Origin of the sequence: Pseudomonas sp. W22_MBD1_FP4 (assembly GCF_052113765.1) — a bacterium.
Classification (GTDB): domain Bacteria; phylum Pseudomonadota; class Gammaproteobacteria; order Pseudomonadales; family Pseudomonadaceae; genus Aquipseudomonas; species Aquipseudomonas sivasensis.
In genome coordinates this window covers 1-18,316 of the sequence record NZ_JBGQOI010000014.1, presented here as the reverse complement: position 1 = coordinate 18,316, position 18,316 = coordinate 1, and the positions used below count along the sequence as shown (strand labels likewise).

The following is an 18,316-nucleotide window of genomic DNA, read 5'->3' as shown; positions in this document are numbered from 1 at the left end:
GCGCCTAACCCAATGTGGGAGGGGGCTTGCCCCCTCCACATTTCAGGCATTCATACTCTTGAAGTGCGCCAACATCCGCTGCGCATCCGCCACTTGACCACTAAACAACTCAAACGCCTTTACCGCCTGAAACACCGCCATATTGCCGCCATCCAACGTGCGGCAACCCAAGGCGCGGGCGTTGCGCAGCAGTTCGGTTTCCAGCGGGAAATACACGATTTCCGCGACCCACAATTGCGCCCGCAACAGAGTCGCCGGCACCGGCATACCCGGCAGTTTGGCCATGCCCATTGGCGTGGTGTTGACCAGACCATCGGCCTCGGCCATCGCGTTGTCTAAATCAAGACCCACTTGCGCACGACCGCTGCCGAAGCGCTGGGCGAGGTTATCCACAAGGTCGCGGGCGCGGCTGGCGTCCACGTCGAAAATGCTCAAGTGCTCCACACCCTCAGCCAACAGCGCATGGGCCACCGCCGCGCCCGCACCACCGGCGCCCATCTGCACCACGCGCTGACGTGGCACATCATTAAGGTTGCGCCGGAAACCTTCGGCGAACCCCAGGCAGTCGGTGTTGTGGCCGATGCGTTTGCCGTCTTTGAACACCACCGTATTCACCGCGCCGATACCCCGTGCTTCATCGGACAGTTCATCGAGCAGCGGTAGGATGGCCTGTTTGCACGGGTAGGTAATGTTCAGTCCGGTGAAGTGCATCTGCTCGGCTGCACGCAGGAGGTCGGGCAGGGCGTTGGTGTCCAGGTGCAGCGGCTCCAGATCAATCAGGCGATACAGGTAACGCAAACCTTGGGCGTCGCCTTCCTGTTCATGCAGAGCGGGGGTACGGGAAGCCTGGATACCGGCGCCGATCAGGCCGGCGAGGATGCGCTGTTTCATTGAGCCGATCCCTTCAGCAATTGGCTGAAGTGTTCCAGGGCCAGGTGGTAGCCGTGGCTGCCAAAACCGGCGAGCACCGCTTTGGCGATGGGCGATACAAAGGAGTGATGACGAAATGCTTCGCGGGCATGCACGTTGGATAAATGCACTTCGATCACCGGCACTTCACTGGCCACCAGAGCGTCACGAATCGCCACCGAGGTGTGCGTCCAGGCCGCCGGATTGATCACGATACCGGCGCAACGGCCACGGGCGCCGTGGATCCAGTCCAGCAGTTCGCCTTCGTTATTGGTCTGGCGAAATTCGATTTTCAGCCCGAGCTTATCGGCACTGCGCCCGCACAGGGCGGCGACGTCGGCCAGGGTTTCATGGCCGTAGGTGGCGGGCTCGCGGGTGCCGAGCAGGTTGAGGTTGGGGCCGTTGAGCACCAGCACGATAGGCGGCATTGGGGGGTATCTCCACAGTTCTTGTTCGTTGTGCAGATAAAATGTACTGGTTAGTTAATTTGGTCAATTGATGGCGGCGGATGTGTTCGATTACCGAACTTTTAATCAGGTGTGCCCCTAGCTGAATCAGATTAGATATCAATTGAAAATCATTCTCGACAACGCTTAATATGCCCGCCTGTTTCCTTTTCATTCCAGGGAGTCGGTTTGTCGGACGTGGATCTCAAGGGCCTGTTTCTCAAGCACGCTGATACCCTGCGCGGGTATCTGGCTCGCAAGGTACGGGACCCGCAGTTGGCGGCCGACCTGGTTCAGGAGAGCTTCCTGCGCCTGGCGGAAAAACCACCCGGCGAGCGCATCGACAATTCCCAGGGCTATCTCTATCGAACGGCGAGCAATCTGCTGATCGACCATATCCGCCAGGAAGCACGGCGCAAGACCGATTCCGTGCCTAATGAGGCGCTGGCCGAGATTGAAGATGAAGTGGCCGGGTTGGAGGCTCAGGCAATGGCGCAGCAACAGCGGCAGGCATTGAAGCAGGCATTGGCGGAGTTGCCGGAACGAACCCAGCAGATCTTCCGTCTGAATCGGATAGAGGGCATGACTCATGCCCAGGTTGCGCGGCACTTGGATATATCAGACAGCTCCGTACAAAAGCACCTGGCCAAGGCGTTGGCGTATGTCATGCAGCGCTTGCAGGACGGTCAGGTGGCGCCATCCGACGAGTGAGTTACGGAAAAACCTCCGCTCAGACGTCACAGCTTTACATAACGAAAAAATTCGAGATTCACACGTGAATAGCCAGGGTCCACAACAGCACAGCATTACCGAGGCGGCCGCCGATTGGGCGGTGCGCCTGCACGCCGGTGCCCTGACCGACCAGGAGCAGGCCGAGCTGCGCCAATGGATTGCCTGCGACAGCCGCCATGAAGCGGCGCTGCGCTTTGCCGAGCAGACCTGGGCAGCGTTGGGCGAGGTGCATAAGGACGAGCCAGTGCACCGTCAGCGTCCGGCGGCGGCGACGCTACCGGTGCGCCGAACCCCGCGACGCAGGCCGTGGCAACGTGCGGCGGCGGTGGCGCTGGTGGTGGTGGTCGCCGGCGTGGGTTGGGTGCGCGGGCCGGAGGCCTGGCTGCGCATGCAGGCCGATTACGTGACGCAGAAGGGCGAAGTGCGCACCGTGCACTTGGCCGATGGCAGCACGGTAGAACTGGATTCCGCCAGTGCCATCCGGCTGGACTACGACGGCGTGCAGCGGCGCATCAGCCTGATCCAGGGCTCGGCGATTTTTGACGTGGCGCCGATGGTGGGTAAGGAAACCCGGCCATTCGTGGTGCAGAGCGCCGGCGGGCAGACGCGGGCGCTGGGCACGCGGTTTGTGGTGCAGCGTGAGGACGACCGCCAGGGCTGGGTCGGCGTGTTGCAGCACAGCGTCGAAGTCTCCCTGCACGCTACACCGAAAAAAGGCCCGAGCGACCACGTGCTCAAGGAAGGCCAGGCCGCCCGCTACAGCCCCGCGCAGGGCATCGAGCCCTTGGATCAGTTTGATGTAGAGCGTGCCACCAGTTGGCGGCGTGGCGTGTTGATTTTTGATCGTCAGCCCTTGGCCAAAGTGATTGAGCAGCTCAACCGCTATCGTCCCGGTCAGGTGGTGTTGACCCATTCCGACCTGGGTGAACGTGAAGTCAGCGGCGTGTTCCGCCTAGACATGCTCGACACGGCGCTCGGCACCCTGACTCAGGAACTCCAGGTGCAACGCTTGGACTTGGCAGGCCTCAGCCTGATCTATTAATGACCTGGCGGGAGGTCTGCTCCCGCCCGCTTAAAACCCCCCGCACGAAAAACTTTTAAAAAGTCTTACTGACTTCCTGCGCCTCGTACGTCTTGCTAGGTGAGAAGCATTCGCATAAACAAAAATACGATCAGCGCAGGGAAAACCAGAAATGTCAGCACTCACCAAGGGGCGTATCACCGGTAGCCGGTTAGCCTTGGCCATTCACTTGGGCCTGTTCGCCGCAGCGGCTCCCGTGTACGCGGCGCAGCCTCAAGCGGGAGCGGCCCAGCCCGTCGTGCTGACGTTCGATATCCCTGCGCAATCCTTGGGCAGTGCCGTGTTGGCGTTCGCCGACCAAGCCGGTCTGCAAGTGTTGTTTGACAGCCAGCGCCTGCAAGGCTTGAACAGCACTGCGCTCAAAGGCAGCTTCAGCGTGCAGGAAGGCCTGGGCCGTTTGCTCGGCGCTGCGCCGGTGGAGTATCGCTTCACCAGTGAACGCCAAGTGACCCTCAACCGCGTCAGCGATGATCACGCGGGCGCCATGACCGTAGGCACCACCACCATCACCGCCAACACCAATGGCCAGGCCAGTGATTGGGTGTACCAGACCCCAAAGTCCGTGGCGGTGATCAGCCGTGACATGATCGATAAACGCCCGCCCCGTCACGCCGCCGACATGCTCGAAGAAACCGCAGGCGTCTACACCGCCGTCAACCAGCGCGATCCTGGTTTGTCGGTGAACATTCGCGGGGTGCAAGACTACGGCCGCGTGAACATGAACATCGACGGCATGCGCCAGAACTTCAACGTCAACGGCCACCAGCAACGCAACGGCACCCTGCTGATCGACCCGGAGTTCATCTCCAGTATCGAGATCGACAAGGGTAGCCAGTCGGGGCAGGGCGGCGCAGCAGTGTTGGGCGGGATTGCCTCGTTCAAGACGTTGGATGCCAGTGAGTTCTTGAAAGACGGCAAGGAATACGGCGGACGCATCCGCGCTGGCCACGGCATTGGTGAGCTGGGCAATGGCACCAATTTTAATGGCAGCGGTGTGTTTGCCTTTGGTGATGAGCGCGGCGATGTGTTGGTGGGGTACAGCGAACGGCATTTCGGCGATTACCGCTCGGGTAACCACAACGACCAGAAATTGGGCACCAACCTGCGCGCCCGCAAGGCCATGCCGGGTGCGTTCGATGATTGGTTGAACAGCGAAGTCGGTGACATGGGCAGCGTGACCCGATCACAGATCGTCAAGCTGGGCCTTAACTTGCCCAATGACCAGCGCGTGCAACTGAGCTACCTGGAAAGTGACAGCGACAGCAACGATGCCTGGGCTTACACCAGCGACGATAACCAGAGTGTGTTTTACCAACGAGTCAGCAAAAACAACCTCAACGCCAAGAATTTTGCGTTGGACTACAGCTATACCCCGGACAACCCACTGATCGATCTGAAGGCCAAGGCGTACTACGTCACCACCCAGCTTGATCGCACCAATGCGCCGAACGGCGCGACGGTAGGCACCGGAAACTACGTGGGGACCTACACTGACCACTTCCAGACGGACACCTGGGGACTACAAGGCGACAACACCTCGCGCTTTGATTTCGGTCAGTTGGGCCATGTGAGCTGGAACTACGGTGGAGAGCTGTACCAGGACGAGTTCAAACCACGCACCAACAAGGTCGAAGCCACCAACGACCTCGCCTTGCTGCCCTACGCCGAGGGTGGAACGCCGGGCGGCAAACGCACCATCGCGAGCCTGTTTAATAACCTGCAATACGAGTATGGCGATTGGCTGACCCTGGATGGCGGTTTGCGTTACGACCGTTATCGGCTCGAAGGCGAAACGGGCATGACGCTGTACCGCCGTGATCGCTTCTACAGCAGCCTGGTGGGGGCCAAGCGGGTCGTGGAAGTCTACGATGTCGATCGCGAGGAGGGGCAGTTCTCCCCCACCTTCGGCATCGCCGTCAAACCTGGCCTGGACTGGCTGCAGCTTTATACGCACTGGGGCAAAGGCTGGCGCCCGCCGGCAGTGACCGAAACCTTCATGACGGGCCGCCCCCATGGCGGCGGCTCGGGTGAGCGCGTGTTCCCCAACCCCTATCTCAAGCCCGAGGAGTCGAAGGATTGGGAGGTGGGCGTGAACGTGTTCAAGGAAGGGCTGTTGTTCGGTGATGATCGCTTGGGCATCAAGGTGGCCTACTTTGATACCAAGATCGAAAACTTCTCCTTTCTCAACACCAGCGTCAGCCTTCCGGAAACCACATCGGGTGGTTTTCTCGGGACCATGGCCTACGTCAACAACACCAATCCCACGCGTTTCCGTGGGCTTGAGTACCAGCTCAACTACGACATGGGCCGCGTCTACGCCAACCTGAGCTTCACCCACATGATCGGCAGTAACGAGTTCTGTTCGAAGAACTATTACATGGGCGGCGCGAAGAAAAACGGGCCAAGCACAACGCGTATCGAGCGCTATGTGGATGCAAACGGCGTTTCACGAATCCGCCTCGTGACCCGCTATGAAGTACTCGACGATGACGTTGCCAACAATCGGGAAAGCTGTGGCCGGATCATGGGCAACGCCACCTACATGCCCGCCGACCGTGGCTCCGTGACCCTGGGTGCGCGCTTCCTGGACAAGCGCCTGGATACCGGTGTGCGTGTGCGCTACAGCGCGGGAAATGGGGAAAACCTCAATCAGCAGGGTTACGACCTGATCGACCAGGCGCTCTGGCCTCAATACACCCTGTATGACCTGTACGGCAGTTACTGGATGACTGACCACCTGAACATTTCGCTGGCATTGGAAAACGCCACCAATGAAGCCTATTTCGTCGCCATGGGCGACGCCAACAACTTGAGCCTGGCGCGCGGCCGGACGTTGAGCGGGATGTTGGAATACAAGTTCTGATCTACGTGCAGCGGCACGTGATCAATGGTTTTACCCAACAGTGGGTAAAAAAGTGCGCCGCTTGTGCGTACTCATCAATAGCGTTGTTTAACGAGGTTTAGTGATGACTATTTCTGTTAGCTACGATTCGATCCTGAGTGATGTAACCGTCTCGGAATACCTGAGCGCTTGGGCCCTGGGCTTCAATACAGCCGGTCACGGCAGCAGCAACACCGGTGGCTTCAGCAACGGCTCACTCGCCGGTGACCAGTACGCTACCCACGGCGCCAACAGCTCCGACTACGCCTTCATTGCCGACAGCGACACCAGCAATGGCCTGCACTATGTATTCAATCCACTGCTGCCAGCGAGCAGCAACCAAAACCACTTCCTGTGGGGTGAGCTGGATAACGTTCAACTGGGCACTGGTCTGGGCGGCGGTAGCGGCAGCGACTTCAGCCTGACCGACTTCAAGGTCGCCTTCAACGGCCTCGACCTGAGCGCAGCGTCGGATGCCGGTCGCGTCGGTAACGAGGTCCAGAGCGTGATCTACGGCCTGATGCAGGGCAACACGTCCGCGTTGGAAACCGTTCTCGCTGACCTGCTGGGCGCAATCGGCGAAGACCTCAACAGCACCTTCGACGAGATCAGCGCCGCTGTCGCCAGCCATGCCGCATCCTCGGCCACCACCGACATTGCGCTGGTGGGTGTGCAAGACGTGGCACAGGACTGGGCACTCGCCGCCTAACGCCTTCGCTGCATGAAAAAAGCGAATGGAAGATCGCTCTCCCATTCGCCGCATGACACACCGCCGTCGCCCAAGCCTTCTAACTCTTCCGGCGACGGCGGTGCCAAATTCTGCGCAGCGTCGTATCGCCTGTCAACGCGGCGACGTCGCACGCTTAACCCCACGAGAACCTCCAGATGCGCCACGCCGGCAACGAAACCCTGGCCGCCCTCACGGCCTATAAAAGTGGCTTCTTCAACATCGGCCTGTTCTCGGCGGTGATCAACCTGCTGATGCTGGCCCCGGCGCTTTACATGTTGCAGGTGTACGACCGAGTGCTGGCTTCGGGCAATCAGATGACCCTGTTGATGCTAACGCTGATGATCCTCGGCCTGTTCGGCCTGATGGGCGCATTGGAGTGGGTGCGCAGCCAAGTGGTGATCCGCCTCGGCACGCAGATGGACATGCGCCTGAACCAGCGGGTGTACGACGCCGCGTTCGAGGCGCAACTCAAGGGCGGCACCCAGGCGGCGGGGCAGGCACTGAATGACCTGACGACGCTGCGCCAGTTCGCTACCGGACAGGCGTTGTTCGCGTTCTTTGATGCGCCGTGGTTTCCGGTGTACCTACTGGTGATCTTCCTCTTCCATCCTTGGCTCGGAATGCTGGCGCTGGGCGGCGCGGTGATTTTGATCGCGCTGGCGTGGATCAACCATCATGTGAGCCAGGCGCCGATGGCCCAGGCCAGCCAACTGTCTATCAGCGCGAGCCAGCAAGCCACCGCCAACCTGCGCAATGCCGACACCATCGAAGCCATGGGCATGCTTGCCACGTTGCGCGGGCGTTGGTTCAACCAGCACCAGGCATTTCTCGCGCAGCAGAACCTAGCGAGTGAAAAGACCGCCGCTGTCAGTGCCTGGTCCAAGGGCGTGCGCCTGGCGTTGCAGTCGCTGGTGCTTGGCCTGGGCGCGTTGCTGGCGGTGCAGGGCGACATCACGCCGGGGATGATGATTGCCGGTTCCATTCTGATGGGCCGGGTGCTCACCCCCATCGACCAACTGATCGGCGTGTGGAAGCAATGGGGCTCGGCGCGCCTGGCCTTTGATCGGCTATCGAAGATGTTGGCGGACAACCCCGCGCGCCCGGCGCGCATGAGCCTGCCGGCGCCCAAGGGGCAATTGAGCGTCGAGCAACTCAGCGCCTGCGCCCCCGGCAGCCGTCGGCCAGCGTTGGCTAATCTGGGCTTCAACCTGCCAGCGGGTGACGTGCTGGGGGTGATCGGGCCGTCAGGCTGCGGCAAGTCAACCCTGGCGCGGGTGCTGGTGGGCGCCTGGGCTCCACTGGCCGGCAAGGTGCGCCTGGACGGCGCCGACCTGACCCAATGGGACAAGCAGCAACTCGGCCCGCACATCGGCTATCTGCCCCAGGACATCCAACTGTTTGCCGGCAGCATCGCCGACAACATCGCGAGGTTTACCGAGCTGGATGCCGACAAGGTCCTCGCCGCCGCGCAAATGGCCGGCGTACACGACCTGATCCTGCAACTGCCCCAAGGCTATGACACGCAGTTGGGGGAGGGCGGCGCAGGCTTGTCCGGCGGCCAGAAACAACGGGTGGCCCTGGCGCGTGCGCTGTACGGTTTGCCCGCGCTGATCGTGCTGGATGAACCCAACGCCAACCTCGATGAAGTGGGCGAGCAGGCCCTGCTCCAGGCCATCGCCCAGCTCAAGCAGCAGCGTCGCACCGTGATCCTGATTACCCACAAAGCCAATGTGCTGAGCCTCACTGACCAATTGCTGATCCTCAAGGACGGCCAGTTGCAGGCCTTCGGTCCAACGGCGCGGGTGTTGGAGGCGCGGCAGAAACCGGCAGTCAGCAAACCGGTGTCGACCATGAGCATGAGTTACCGCCTCAGCGAAGGAAAACAGGCATGAGCATGAGCAAACCGATGCTGGTCAGCGACGCATCCCATAACGTGCTGGCGCTGGATGACAAAAAATATTCACGCCTGGGCTGGCTGCTGGTGCTTGGCGGATTTGTCGGGTTTATCGGCTGGGCCGCGCTGGCCCCTCTGGACAAGGGCGTCGCGGTGTCGGGCAAGGTGATGGTTTCGGGCCATCGAAAAACCGTTCAGCACCCTACCGGCGGCATCGTCGAGCGTATCGAAGTGCGCGACGGTGAGGTGGTCAACGCCGGCCAAGTGTTGCTGCGCTTGAAAGAAACCCCGTTGCGCGGGCAGATGCAGTCGCTGCGCAGCCAGTACCTGGCGTCCTTGGCCACCGAGGCGCGGTTGAATGCCGAAAGCGAAGGGTTGCCTGCGATCACCTTCGGCCCTGAACTGCTGAATGAGCCGCAGGCGACCAACACCCTGAATCTGCAACGGCAACTGTTCAACAGCCGCGCCCAGTCGCTGGCCACCGAGCAACAAGGCCTGCGCGAAACCATCGCCGGGGCCGAAGCGCAGTTGCGCGGCACGCGGGATTCCCAAGCGAGCAAACTGCAGCAACGGGCGGCGCTCAATGAGCAACTGCAAGGCCTGCGCGAACTGGCGCGGGACGGTTATATCCCGCGCAATCGCCTGCTCGACAGCGAGCGCCTTTACTCGCAGATCGACGGCACCATCGCCGAGGACTATGGCCGCATCGGCCAGTTGCAGCGTCAGGTTTTGGAGCTGCGCCTGCGTATCCGCCAGCTCGGCGAAGACTTCCAGAAAGACCTGCGCAGCCAGTTGGCCGAAACCCGCACCCGCAGCGACGACCTGCGTAATCGCCTGGCGTCGGCCGAGTTCGAACTGGCCAACAGCCTGGTCCGCGCCCCGGCGTCCGGCGTGGTGGTGGGGTTGGACGTGTACACCGAAGGCGGCGTGATCAAGCCCGGTCAGGCGCTGATGGACATCGTGCCCCAGGGCGAGCCGCTGTTGGTGGAAGCGCGGGTGCCGGTGCAGATGGTCGACAAAGTGCACCCCGGTTTACCGGTGGAACTGCTGTTCTCGGCCTTCAACCAGGCCACCACGCCGCGGGTGGCGGGTGAGGTGACATTGGTATCCGCCGACCGCCAGGTCGATGAACGCACCGACGAGCCTTATTACACGTTGCGTGCCCAAGTCAGCACGGCGGGTATGCAGCAACTCGCCGGCGCACAGATCCGTCCCGGCATGCCGGTGGAAACGTTCATAAAGACCGGTGAACGGTCGATGCTCAACTACCTGTTCAAACCTTTGCTGGACCGCACCCATATGGCCTTGGTGGAAGAATGAAGGCGCTGCTGTTTACCTTGTGCGTGAGCTTTACACCGGCTGCGCAAGCCCTGGGGTTGTTGGATGCGTACGACCTGGCGCTGCGCAATGACCCGACTTTTCAGGCCGCCATCCAGGCGCGTGAGGCCGGTGAAGAGAATCGCGTGATAGGTCGGGCGGCGTTGCTGCCGAATCTGTCGTGGAGCTACAACAATTCGCGCAACGAGTCGCAGGTGACTGCAGGTGATGTCACCAGCGACCGCGACTACCGCAGCTATGCCTCGACCCTGACCTTGCAGCAACCACTGCTGGACTACGAAGCCTACGCGCGGTTTCGCCAAGGCACGGCCCAGGCGCTGATGGCCGATGAGCGCTTTCGCGGCAAAAGCCAGGAACTTGCGGTGCGGGTACTCAGCGCTTATAGCCAGGCGTTGCTGGCCCAGGAACGCATCGAGTTGAGCCGCGCGCAGAAACGCGCATTTGCCGAACGCCTGCAACTCAACGATCGCCTGCTCAAAGGTGGCGAGGGGACACGTACCGATGTGCTGGAAACCCAAGCGCGCCTGAGCCTGGCCCAGGCTGAAGAAATCGAATCCCTGGATGCCCAGGACAGCGCCCTGCGAGAGTTGGAAGCCATCGTCGGCCAACCGCTGCAGATCGAAGAGCTGGCGCCGCTGACCCGTCAATTCGATATCCCGCCCCTGGAGCCGAACCGTTTCGAGACCTGGCGGGAAATGGCCATGGCCAACAATCCGGAGCTTAAATCCCAGCATCACGCGTTGGACGTGGCGTCCTACGAAGTGGAGCGCAAACGCGCCGGGCACATGCCCAAGGTCAGCCTGTACGCCAGCAGCCGCCAGACCCGTTCCGATTCGGAAAGCAGCTACAACCAGCAGTACGACACCAACAGCGTCGGCATTCAGGTCAGCTTGCCATTGTTTGCCGGCGGTTCGGTGTCGGCTTCTACTCGTCAGGCGGGCAATCAATTGAGCCAGGCCCAGTACGAACTGGACGCGCAAACCTCGGCCACGCTGGTGGAGTTGCGCAAGCAGTTCAACCTCAATACCAGCGGCGCGGCAAAAGTGCGGGCTTATGAAATGGCCGTCAGCTCCGCCACGGCACTGGTCACCGCGACGAAGAAAAGCGTCAGCGGAGGCGAGCGCGTTAACCTCGACGTGCTCGACGCCGAACAGCAACTGTTCACCGCCCGCCGCGACCTGGCGAACGCTCGACATGCGTATTTGCTGGCCAGGATTCAGTTGAAGTATTACGCGGGACTGCTCAGCGAGCAGGACTTGCGGGCGTTGGCGGGGTATTTCCAACCGTCGGCCTGACAACGCTATTTGCCAATACACCAAGCCAATGTGGGAGGGGGCTTGCCCCCGATAGCAGTGCGTCAATCAGCAAACCTTCAACTGACCCACCGCCATCGGGAGCAAGCCCCCTCCCACATGTTGAACTGCTACCAGACTTGGAATTACCGACGAGTCAGCAACACCCCGGATTCCATATGGTGCGTCCACGGGAACTGGTCAAACATCGCGCATTGCGTAATGCGGTGCGTGTCATGCAATTGCGCAATGTTCGCCGCCAACGTCTCCGGGTTGCAGGAGATGTAGAGAATGTTGTCGAAGCGACGGGTCAATTCGCAAGTGTCCGGGTCCATGCCGGCGCGGGGCGGGTCGACGAAGACGCTGCCGAATTCGTAGCTCTTCAGATCGATGCCCTGCAGGCGACGGAACGGGCGCACTTCATTCAGCGCTTGGGTGAGTTCTTCGGCAGAGAGTCGCACCAGCGTGACGTTATCTACCGCGTTTTCATCGAGGTTGCTCAGGGCCGCATTCACCGAGGTCTTGCTGATTTCGGTGGCCAGCACTTTGCGTACGCGGGTGGCGAGCGGCAGGGTGAAGTTGCCGTTGCCGCAGTAAAGCTCCAGCAAGTCATCCGGGCGATCGCCCAAGGCTTCGTATGCCCAGTTGAGCATCTTCTGGTTCACCGTGCCGTTGGGCTGGGTGAACGCGCCTTCGGGTTGGCGGTAGCTGAAGGTGCGCCCGCCCACGTCGAGTTTTTCCACCACGTAGTCGTGGCCGATCACATCGCGCTTGCCCTTGGAGCGGCCGATGATGCTGACATTCAAATCAGCTGCCAGCTTGTTCGCCGCCGTGTGCCAATGCTCGTCCAGCGGGCGGTGATAACACAGGGTAATCATCGCATCGCCGGCCAGGGTGGTGAGGAACTCCACTTGGAACAGCTTGTGGCTCAGGGCGGCGCTGGCTTGCCAGGCGGCCTTGAGTTGCGGCATCAACTGATTGATGCGTTGGCTGGCAATCGGGAATTCTTCGATCAGGATCGGCGTGCGCTTGTCGTCCTGGGAGAACATGGCGTAGTGGCGATCTCCGCCTTCGCGCCACAGGCGGAACTCCGCCCGCAGGCGGAAGTTCTGCAGCGGTGAGTCGAATACCTGTGGCTCGGGCGCGTCGAACGGCGCCAGCAGGTCACGCAAGCGCGTGACCTTGTCTTGCAGTTGAACGGTGTAGCTTGCGGCGTCAAAAGTCATGCGTTGAACCAGCCCAGCTTGATCACGAACAGAATCGACAGAATCACCAGCGCTGGGTTCAGCTCACGGTAGCGGCCCGAAAGCAGCTTGATGGCGGTCCAGGCGATGAAACCGAAGGCGATGCCGTTGGCAATGGAGTATGTGAAGGGCATCGCCAGGGCGGTGACCACCACCGGCGCTGCAACAGTAATGTCATCCCAGTCGATTTCTGCCAGGCCCTGGGTCATCAGCACCGCCACGAACAGCAGTGCCGGCGCCGTGGCAAACGCCGGTACGCTGGCGGCCAGTGGCGAGAAGAACAGCGCCAGCAGGAACAGGATCGCCACCACGATGGCGGTCAAACCGGTACGGCCACCGGCGCTCACGCCCGCGGCGGATTCGATGTAGCTGGTGGTGGTCGAAGTGCCCAGCAGCGAACCGGCCATGGCGGCGGTGCTGTCGGCGATCAGGGCGCGGCCCATTTTCGGCATGTGGCCGTCCTTGCTCATCAGGCCGGCGCGCTTGGCGACGCCGATCAGGGTGCCGGAGTTGTCGAACAGGTCAACGAACAGGAACGCGAAGATCACGCTGACCAGGCCGATGTCCAGTGCGCCTTTGATATCCAGCTGCAGGAAGGTCGGGGCCAGCGAAGGGGGCATCGAGGTCACGCCGCCAAACGGGGTCACGCCCAGGACGATGGAAGCGATAGTGACCGCAAGAATGCCGATCAGCACCGCGCCGCGTACGGCCAGGGCTTCCAGTGCGACGATCAGCACAAAACCGAGGGTGGCGAGGATCGGGGCCGCTTTTGTCAGGTCGCCCAGGCCTACCATGGTGGCCGGGTTGCTCACCACGATTCCGGCGTTGTGCAGGGCGATCAACGCCAGGAACAGGCCGATACCGGCGGCAATCGCCGAACGCAGGGGAAGCGGGATGGCGTTGATGATCCACTCACGGATGCGGAAGATCGACAGCAGGAAGAACAGCACCGCCGAAATAAACACCGCACCCAGCGCCACTTGCCAGGTGTGGCCCATGTGCAGGACCACGGTGTAGGTAAAGAAGGCGTTGAGGCCCATGCCCGGCGCGAGTGCGATCGGGTAGTTGGCGATCAGGCCCATCACGGTCGAGCCGATGGCCGCCGCGAGGCAGGTCGCGACAAATACCGCGCCCTTATCCATGCCGGTTTCGCCGAGGATGCTCGGGTTCACGAACAGGATGTAGGCCATGGCCAGGAATGTCGTGATGCCCGCGAGAATCTCGGTGCGCACGTTCGTGTTGTGTGCCTTGAGTTGAAACAGCTTTTCCAGCATGCCTGCTCCCTGTGACGCTATCTTGCGTCGTGATTTGTTGACCTCTAAGTCAAAGCACAAACTGCGCCAAACGCCTGTGGTTTCAGAGAGGATCGGAAAAAGCGGCGCATCATACCAGCAGCCGAGGCTGTATGGCGCATGGCCTTGAGGCATACTGCGCCGACGTTCAATACCGGGTCATCGACAGCATGAAAAAAGCCAACGCGTGGAGTCTAGCCCTGATCCCTTGTCTCGGCCTGTGGCTGGGAGCGGCACCGGTCTGGGGCGCGACTGCACCGGCCTTGAGCGAAGTGCGCGTGTTCAAGGTCGAATCGGCCAACTGCACCGAAACCATTCCAGAGCGCACCAGCACCACGCAGATGTGCACGCACCGAGGGCCGACCAAGGTGTCGGTGATGGAAGTAGGCTTGGGTAACAACCCGGTCGGCCTCTTCAACGGCGCGGTGCTCAACGGTCAGCGCACGCCGGTGTGTCAGGTCGGCAACGTCAGCCAGGCCTGCGCTGGCGGGGGCACTTTGATGGGCTACATCTATGTGTTTGACCTGAATGTCGAAGCCCAAGGCTGGTTCGAATACAGCAACTCATCGATCAATCCCCCGCGAAACACCTTGAAGACCCTGCTCAATATCCGCTGATCAATCATCTTGAACGCTCAAAACCCCGGGAAGTCGTACCCCTGAGACGGCGACTTTCCTGAACGCCGCGGATGTACACCAACCCGTGAGGTGTTTATGAGCGCGACCCCCAATGGCGCGGCGGCCCAACCGTTCGTCGCCCACTCCATACGCTTGACCCTCAATGGCCAGGATCGTCAGTTGGACGTATTGCCCTGGACCACGTTGTTGGACTTGCTACGGGAACAACTCGACCTGGTCGGCAGTAAAAAAGGCTGCGACCACGGCCAATGTGGTGCCTGCACCGTCCTGCGCGATGGCAAGCGCATAAACGCCTGCCTGACCCTGGCCGTGATGTGCGATGGCGCCGAGCTGACCACCATCGAAGGCTTGGCCAGCGGCGATCAGTTGCACCCGATGCAGCAAGCCTTTATCAAACACGACGCCTTCCAGTGCGGCTACTGCACGCCGGGCCAGATTTGCTCCGCCGTCGGCCTGGCCAATGAAGGCCGTGCCCACGACACTGCACAAATCCAGGAATTGATGAGCGGCAACCTGTGCCGCTGCGGTGCCTATACCAATATCCGCGATGCCATCAAAGACGGCCTGGGAGGTGAGCAATGAATCCCTTCCACTACAGCAAACCTGTCGACGTACAGGAGGCCGTGCACCTGACCAGCGGCGCATCGCGTTTTATTGCCGGTGGTACGAACCTGTTGGACCTGATGAAAGAAAACATCAGCCGTCCCGAACACCTGATCGATATCACCGGCCTGCCACTGCATGGTATTGAAGAAACCGCCGATGGCGGCCTGCGGATCGGCGCGCTGGTGAGCAACGCCGACCTGGCCTGGCACCCGTTGATTGAAGAGCGTTACCCGCTGCTGTCCCAAGCCATCCTCGCAGGTGCTTCGCCGCAACTGCGCAACATGGCCAGTACCGGCGGTAACTTGCTGCAGCGCACCCGTTGCTACTACTTCTACGACGCCACGGTGCCGTGCAATAAACGCGAACCCGGCAGTGGTTGCCCGGCCCGCAGCGGGTTGAACCGTATCCATGCGATTCTTGGCGCCAGCGCGCAGTGCGTGGCCACTCATCCGTCGGACATGTGCGTCGCCTTGGCTGCGTTGGAGGCGCGGGTGCATGTGGAGGGACGTGGCGGCGCACGGGTTATCGAGTTCGCCGACTTCCATCGTCTTCCTGGCGATACGCCGCAGCGCGACAACCTGCTGGCCGACGATGAGCTGATCACTGCAATTGAATTGCCCGCCGACCATCTGGCACGTCACAGCCACTATTTGAAGATTCGCGATCGCGCGTCTTACGCGTTTGCCTTGGTGTCAGTCGCCGCCGCCCTTGAACTGGACGGCGACACTATCGTTGACGCTCGCCTGGCCCTCGGCGGCGTGGCCCACAAACCTTGGCGTGACCGCGCGGTAGAAGCCGCGCTGATCGGTCAGACCGTCAGCCGCGAAACCTTCAGCAACGCCGCCGACGTGCTGCTGCAAGACGCCGAGCCGCTGGAACATAACGGCTTCAAGATCAAGCTCGCGCGCCGCGCAATTATCCGCGCGCTGAGCGACGCCGCCGTTGCAGGAGAACAGCCATGACCGCTATCGGTAAACCCTTGAACCGTGTCGACGGTCTGCTCAAGGTCACAGGCCAGGCGCGGTACGCCGGTGAGTTTCCTGAGGCTGGCCTGCTTCATGGCAGCGTGGTGTCCAGCACCATCGCCAAAGGCCGTGTTATCAACATCGACGCGTCCAAAGCGTTAGCGCTGCCGGGTGTGGTGGATGTTATCCATCATCTCAACCGCCCGAAAATCGCCAGCTATGACGACGCCTTCGCCGATGACGATGCGGCGGATGGCTCGCCGTTTCGCCCGCTGTACAACGACCGCGTGCTCTACAGCGGCCAGCCCCTGGCATTGGTCATCGCCGATAACCTGGAGTTGGCGCGACACGCCGGCTCGCTGGTGCATATCGACTATGAGTGCGAGGACTTCGAGACCGATCTGCTCGCCCAGCAGGAACTGGCCTATCCCTCGCCGCAAACCCCGCCCAAGCCGCGCGGTAACTTCCAGGCTGAATGGTCCGGCGCGGCCATCAGCCTCGATCTGCACTACAGCACGCCCATCGAACACCACAACCCCATGGAACCCCACGCCAGCACCGTGCTGTATCAGCCGGATGGCACCCTGCACATCCACGACAAGACTCAGGGCCCGCAGAACTGCCAGGCCTATGTGCAAAAAGTCTTCGGCCTGGATAAAAGTCAGGTGCGCATCTTTGCTGCGTTCGTCGGGGGCGCCTTCGGCTCTGGTCTGCGCCCGCAGTACCAATTGCCTTTGGCGGTGATGGCGTCTCTAGCGCTCAAGCGTTCGGTGCGGGTCACCCTGACGCGCCAGCAGATGTTCACCTTTGGCTACCGCCCGCGCACCCTGCAGCGTTTGCAGATGGGCGCCGCCGCCAACGGCCGTTTGCTGGCGCTGGGGCATACCGCGATTGGTCAGACCTCGCGCTTTGAGGACTTCAGTGAACACGTGGTGGAATGGAGCGGCATGCTCTATCACTGCGACAACGTGCAGCTTACTTATAAGTTGGTGCCGCTGGATGTCTTCACGCCCCTGGACATGCGCGCGCCAGGCGCCGCGTTGGGCGTGATTGGCCTGGAATGCGCCATGGATGAACTGGCCTGCGCCCTGGGCATGGACCCGGTGCAACTGCGGCTGATCAACTACGCCGAACGCAACCAGAACGAAGATAAACCCTGGTCGAGCAAAGCCCTGCGCGAGTGTTACCGCGAAGGCGCCGAGCGTTTCGGCTGGAAGCAGCGCAACCCGGAGCCGCGCAGCATGCGCGACGGCCGCCAGTTGATCGGTTGGGGCATGGCCGGCGGGGTGTGGGAGGCCATGCAAATGAAGGCCAGCGCCAAGGCGCGCATCGATTCGCTGGGCAAATTGACGGTCAGTAGCGCCACCACCGACATCGGCACCGGTACGTACACGGTGATGACCCAGATCGCGGCCCAGGCCAGTGGCGTGGCTGTCGACGATGTCAATTTTCTACTCGGTGACTCGTCTTTACCCACCGCGCCGTTGCAGGGTGGATCGTTTACCGTGTCCTCAGTGGGCACTGCCGTGCAGCAAGCCTGCGAAGCGTTGACGGCCAAACTGCTGAGCATTGCCCGCCAGACTTACCCGGTGTTCAAGGACGCCGAGTCCGTTCGCTTTGAAGACGGCCAACTGCACACCGGTGACGTGAGTGTGTCGCTGGCGCAGTTGGTCAAGGACAGTGGCGAAGACGCATTGGAAGTGCAGGTCGACAGCGAGCCGGACAAAAAACGCGAGGGTTACGCCACCGCCACCCACTCGGCGGTGTTCGTCGAGGTCCAGGTGGACGAAGACCTGGGAACAATCAAAGTGCGACGTGTGGTCAGCGCGATTGCGGCCGGGCGTGTGGTCAATCCGAAGATGGCCCGCAGCCAGATTCTCGGCGGGGTGGTGTGGGGAATCGGCATGGCATTGCATGAAGAAACCCAGATCGACCATCAACTGGGGCGCTACATGAACCACAGCCTGGCCGAGTACCACATCCCGGTGAATGCCGATATCGGCGAGATTGACGTGGTATTTGTCGAAGAGCACGACGAGATCGTCAATGCACTGGGTTCCAAGGGTGTTGGCGAGATCGGCATTGTCGGGGTAGCGGCGGCGGTAGCCAACGCGATTTACCATGCCACCGGCAAGCGGGTGCGGGAGTTTCCGATCACCCTGGATAAGGTGCTCTGACGCGGTCCAGCAAACATTGAAGATCCAAACGTGGGAGGGGGCTTGCTCCCGATGGCGGAGTTTCAGTCCAAGCATAAGTTGGCTGATCCAC

The 18,316-nt window shown here is 61.3% G+C and carries 15 protein-coding genes; 11 read left to right on the top strand and 4 right to left on the bottom strand.

Annotation, left to right across the window (positions count from 1 at the left end):
* Nucleotides 1–42: 42 nt before the first annotated feature.
* Nucleotides 43–891 carry a shikimate dehydrogenase gene (locus ACEN2T_RS18330; protein ID WP_122681736.1) on the bottom strand — a complete coding sequence of 283 codons (849 nt, stop codon included), beginning with the start codon at nucleotides 889–891 and terminating at the stop codon, nucleotides 43–45.
* Nucleotides 888–1,337, bottom strand: coding sequence for a type II 3-dehydroquinate dehydratase (gene aroQ / locus ACEN2T_RS18325; RefSeq protein WP_032884645.1), 450 nt, complete (start codon nucleotides 1,335–1,337; stop codon nucleotides 888–890). The genes ACEN2T_RS18330 and aroQ overlap by 4 nt, the downstream gene beginning before the upstream one ends.
* A 207-nt stretch (nucleotides 1,338–1,544) precedes the next feature.
* Here aroQ and ACEN2T_RS18320 point away from each other — a divergent pair, with 207 nt between their 5' ends.
* The 7 genes from ACEN2T_RS18320 (at nucleotide 1,545) to ACEN2T_RS18290 (ending at nucleotide 11,306) form a co-directional block, all read left to right on the top strand.
* On the top strand, nucleotides 1,545–2,066 hold the full coding sequence (locus ACEN2T_RS18320) for an RNA polymerase sigma factor (RefSeq protein ID WP_095186230.1): 522 nt from the start codon (nucleotides 1,545–1,547) through the stop codon (nucleotides 2,064–2,066).
* 64 nt (nucleotides 2,067–2,130) lie between these two features.
* Nucleotides 2,131–3,129, top strand: a complete 999-nt coding sequence (locus ACEN2T_RS18315; protein WP_122681735.1) for a FecR family protein — start codon at nucleotides 2,131–2,133, stop codon at nucleotides 3,127–3,129.
* A 151-nt stretch (nucleotides 3,130–3,280) separates the two neighbouring features.
* A complete protein-coding gene (locus ACEN2T_RS18310; protein ID WP_442117283.1) occupies nucleotides 3,281–6,031 on the top strand; it encodes a TonB-dependent hemoglobin/transferrin/lactoferrin family receptor in 2,751 nt (916 codons plus the stop codon).
* 103 nt (nucleotides 6,032–6,134) lie between these two features.
* Complete coding sequence (locus ACEN2T_RS18305) at nucleotides 6,135–6,758, top strand: heme acquisition protein HasA (protein ID WP_442117282.1); 624 nt, start codon at nucleotides 6,135–6,137, stop codon at nucleotides 6,756–6,758.
* A gap of 176 nt (nucleotides 6,759–6,934) precedes the next feature.
* A complete protein-coding gene (locus ACEN2T_RS18300) occupies nucleotides 6,935–8,671 on the top strand; it encodes a type I secretion system permease/ATPase (protein ID WP_442117281.1) in 1,737 nt (578 codons plus the stop codon).
* A complete protein-coding gene (locus ACEN2T_RS18295; protein ID WP_407692691.1) occupies nucleotides 8,668–9,993 on the top strand; it encodes an HlyD family type I secretion periplasmic adaptor subunit in 1,326 nt (441 codons plus the stop codon). Before ACEN2T_RS18300 ends, ACEN2T_RS18295 begins: the two co-directional genes overlap by 4 nt.
* Nucleotides 9,990–11,306, top strand: a complete 1,317-nt coding sequence (locus tag ACEN2T_RS18290) for a TolC family outer membrane protein (protein WP_032884652.1) — start codon at nucleotides 9,990–9,992, stop codon at nucleotides 11,304–11,306. Before ACEN2T_RS18295 ends, ACEN2T_RS18290 begins: the two co-directional genes overlap by 4 nt.
* Before the next feature lie 143 nt (nucleotides 11,307–11,449).
* Here ACEN2T_RS18290 and trmA read toward each other — a convergent pair whose 3' ends face one another.
* Together trmA and ACEN2T_RS18280 are read right to left on the bottom strand one after the other, a co-directional pair.
* Nucleotides 11,450–12,529 (bottom strand): tRNA (uridine(54)-C5)-methyltransferase TrmA, encoded by a 1,080-nt coding sequence (gene trmA, locus ACEN2T_RS18285; RefSeq protein ID WP_095186234.1) that lies wholly within the window; start codon nucleotides 12,527–12,529, stop codon nucleotides 11,450–11,452.
* The gene (locus ACEN2T_RS18280) at nucleotides 12,526–13,821 is read right to left on the bottom strand and encodes an NCS2 family permease (RefSeq protein WP_032884654.1); all 1,296 of its coding nucleotides are present in this window, start codon (nucleotides 13,819–13,821) and stop codon (nucleotides 12,526–12,528) included. Before ACEN2T_RS18280 ends, trmA begins: the two co-directional genes overlap by 4 nt.
* 188 nt (nucleotides 13,822–14,009) lie before the next feature.
* Here ACEN2T_RS18280 and ACEN2T_RS18275 point away from each other — a divergent pair, with 188 nt between their 5' ends.
* The 4 genes from ACEN2T_RS18275 to ACEN2T_RS18260 all read left to right on the top strand — a co-directional run bounded on the left by ACEN2T_RS18275 (nucleotide 14,010) and on the right by ACEN2T_RS18260 (nucleotide 18,225).
* Nucleotides 14,010–14,456, top strand: a complete 447-nt coding sequence (locus ACEN2T_RS18275) for a DUF4879 domain-containing protein (RefSeq protein WP_122753017.1) — start codon at nucleotides 14,010–14,012, stop codon at nucleotides 14,454–14,456.
* 96 nt (nucleotides 14,457–14,552) lie between these two features.
* On the top strand, nucleotides 14,553–15,059 hold the full coding sequence (locus ACEN2T_RS18270; RefSeq protein ID WP_095186235.1) for a (2Fe-2S)-binding protein: 507 nt from the start codon (nucleotides 14,553–14,555) through the stop codon (nucleotides 15,057–15,059).
* Nucleotides 15,056–16,045 (top strand): FAD binding domain-containing protein, encoded by a 990-nt coding sequence (locus ACEN2T_RS18265; protein WP_032884656.1) that lies wholly within the window; start codon nucleotides 15,056–15,058, stop codon nucleotides 16,043–16,045. The genes ACEN2T_RS18270 and ACEN2T_RS18265 overlap by 4 nt, the downstream gene beginning before the upstream one ends.
* Complete coding sequence (locus ACEN2T_RS18260; RefSeq protein ID WP_095186236.1) at nucleotides 16,042–18,225, top strand: xanthine dehydrogenase family protein molybdopterin-binding subunit; 2,184 nt, start codon at nucleotides 16,042–16,044, stop codon at nucleotides 18,223–18,225. Before ACEN2T_RS18265 ends, ACEN2T_RS18260 begins: the two co-directional genes overlap by 4 nt.
* The last annotated feature ends 91 nt before the right edge of the window (nucleotides 18,226–18,316 follow it).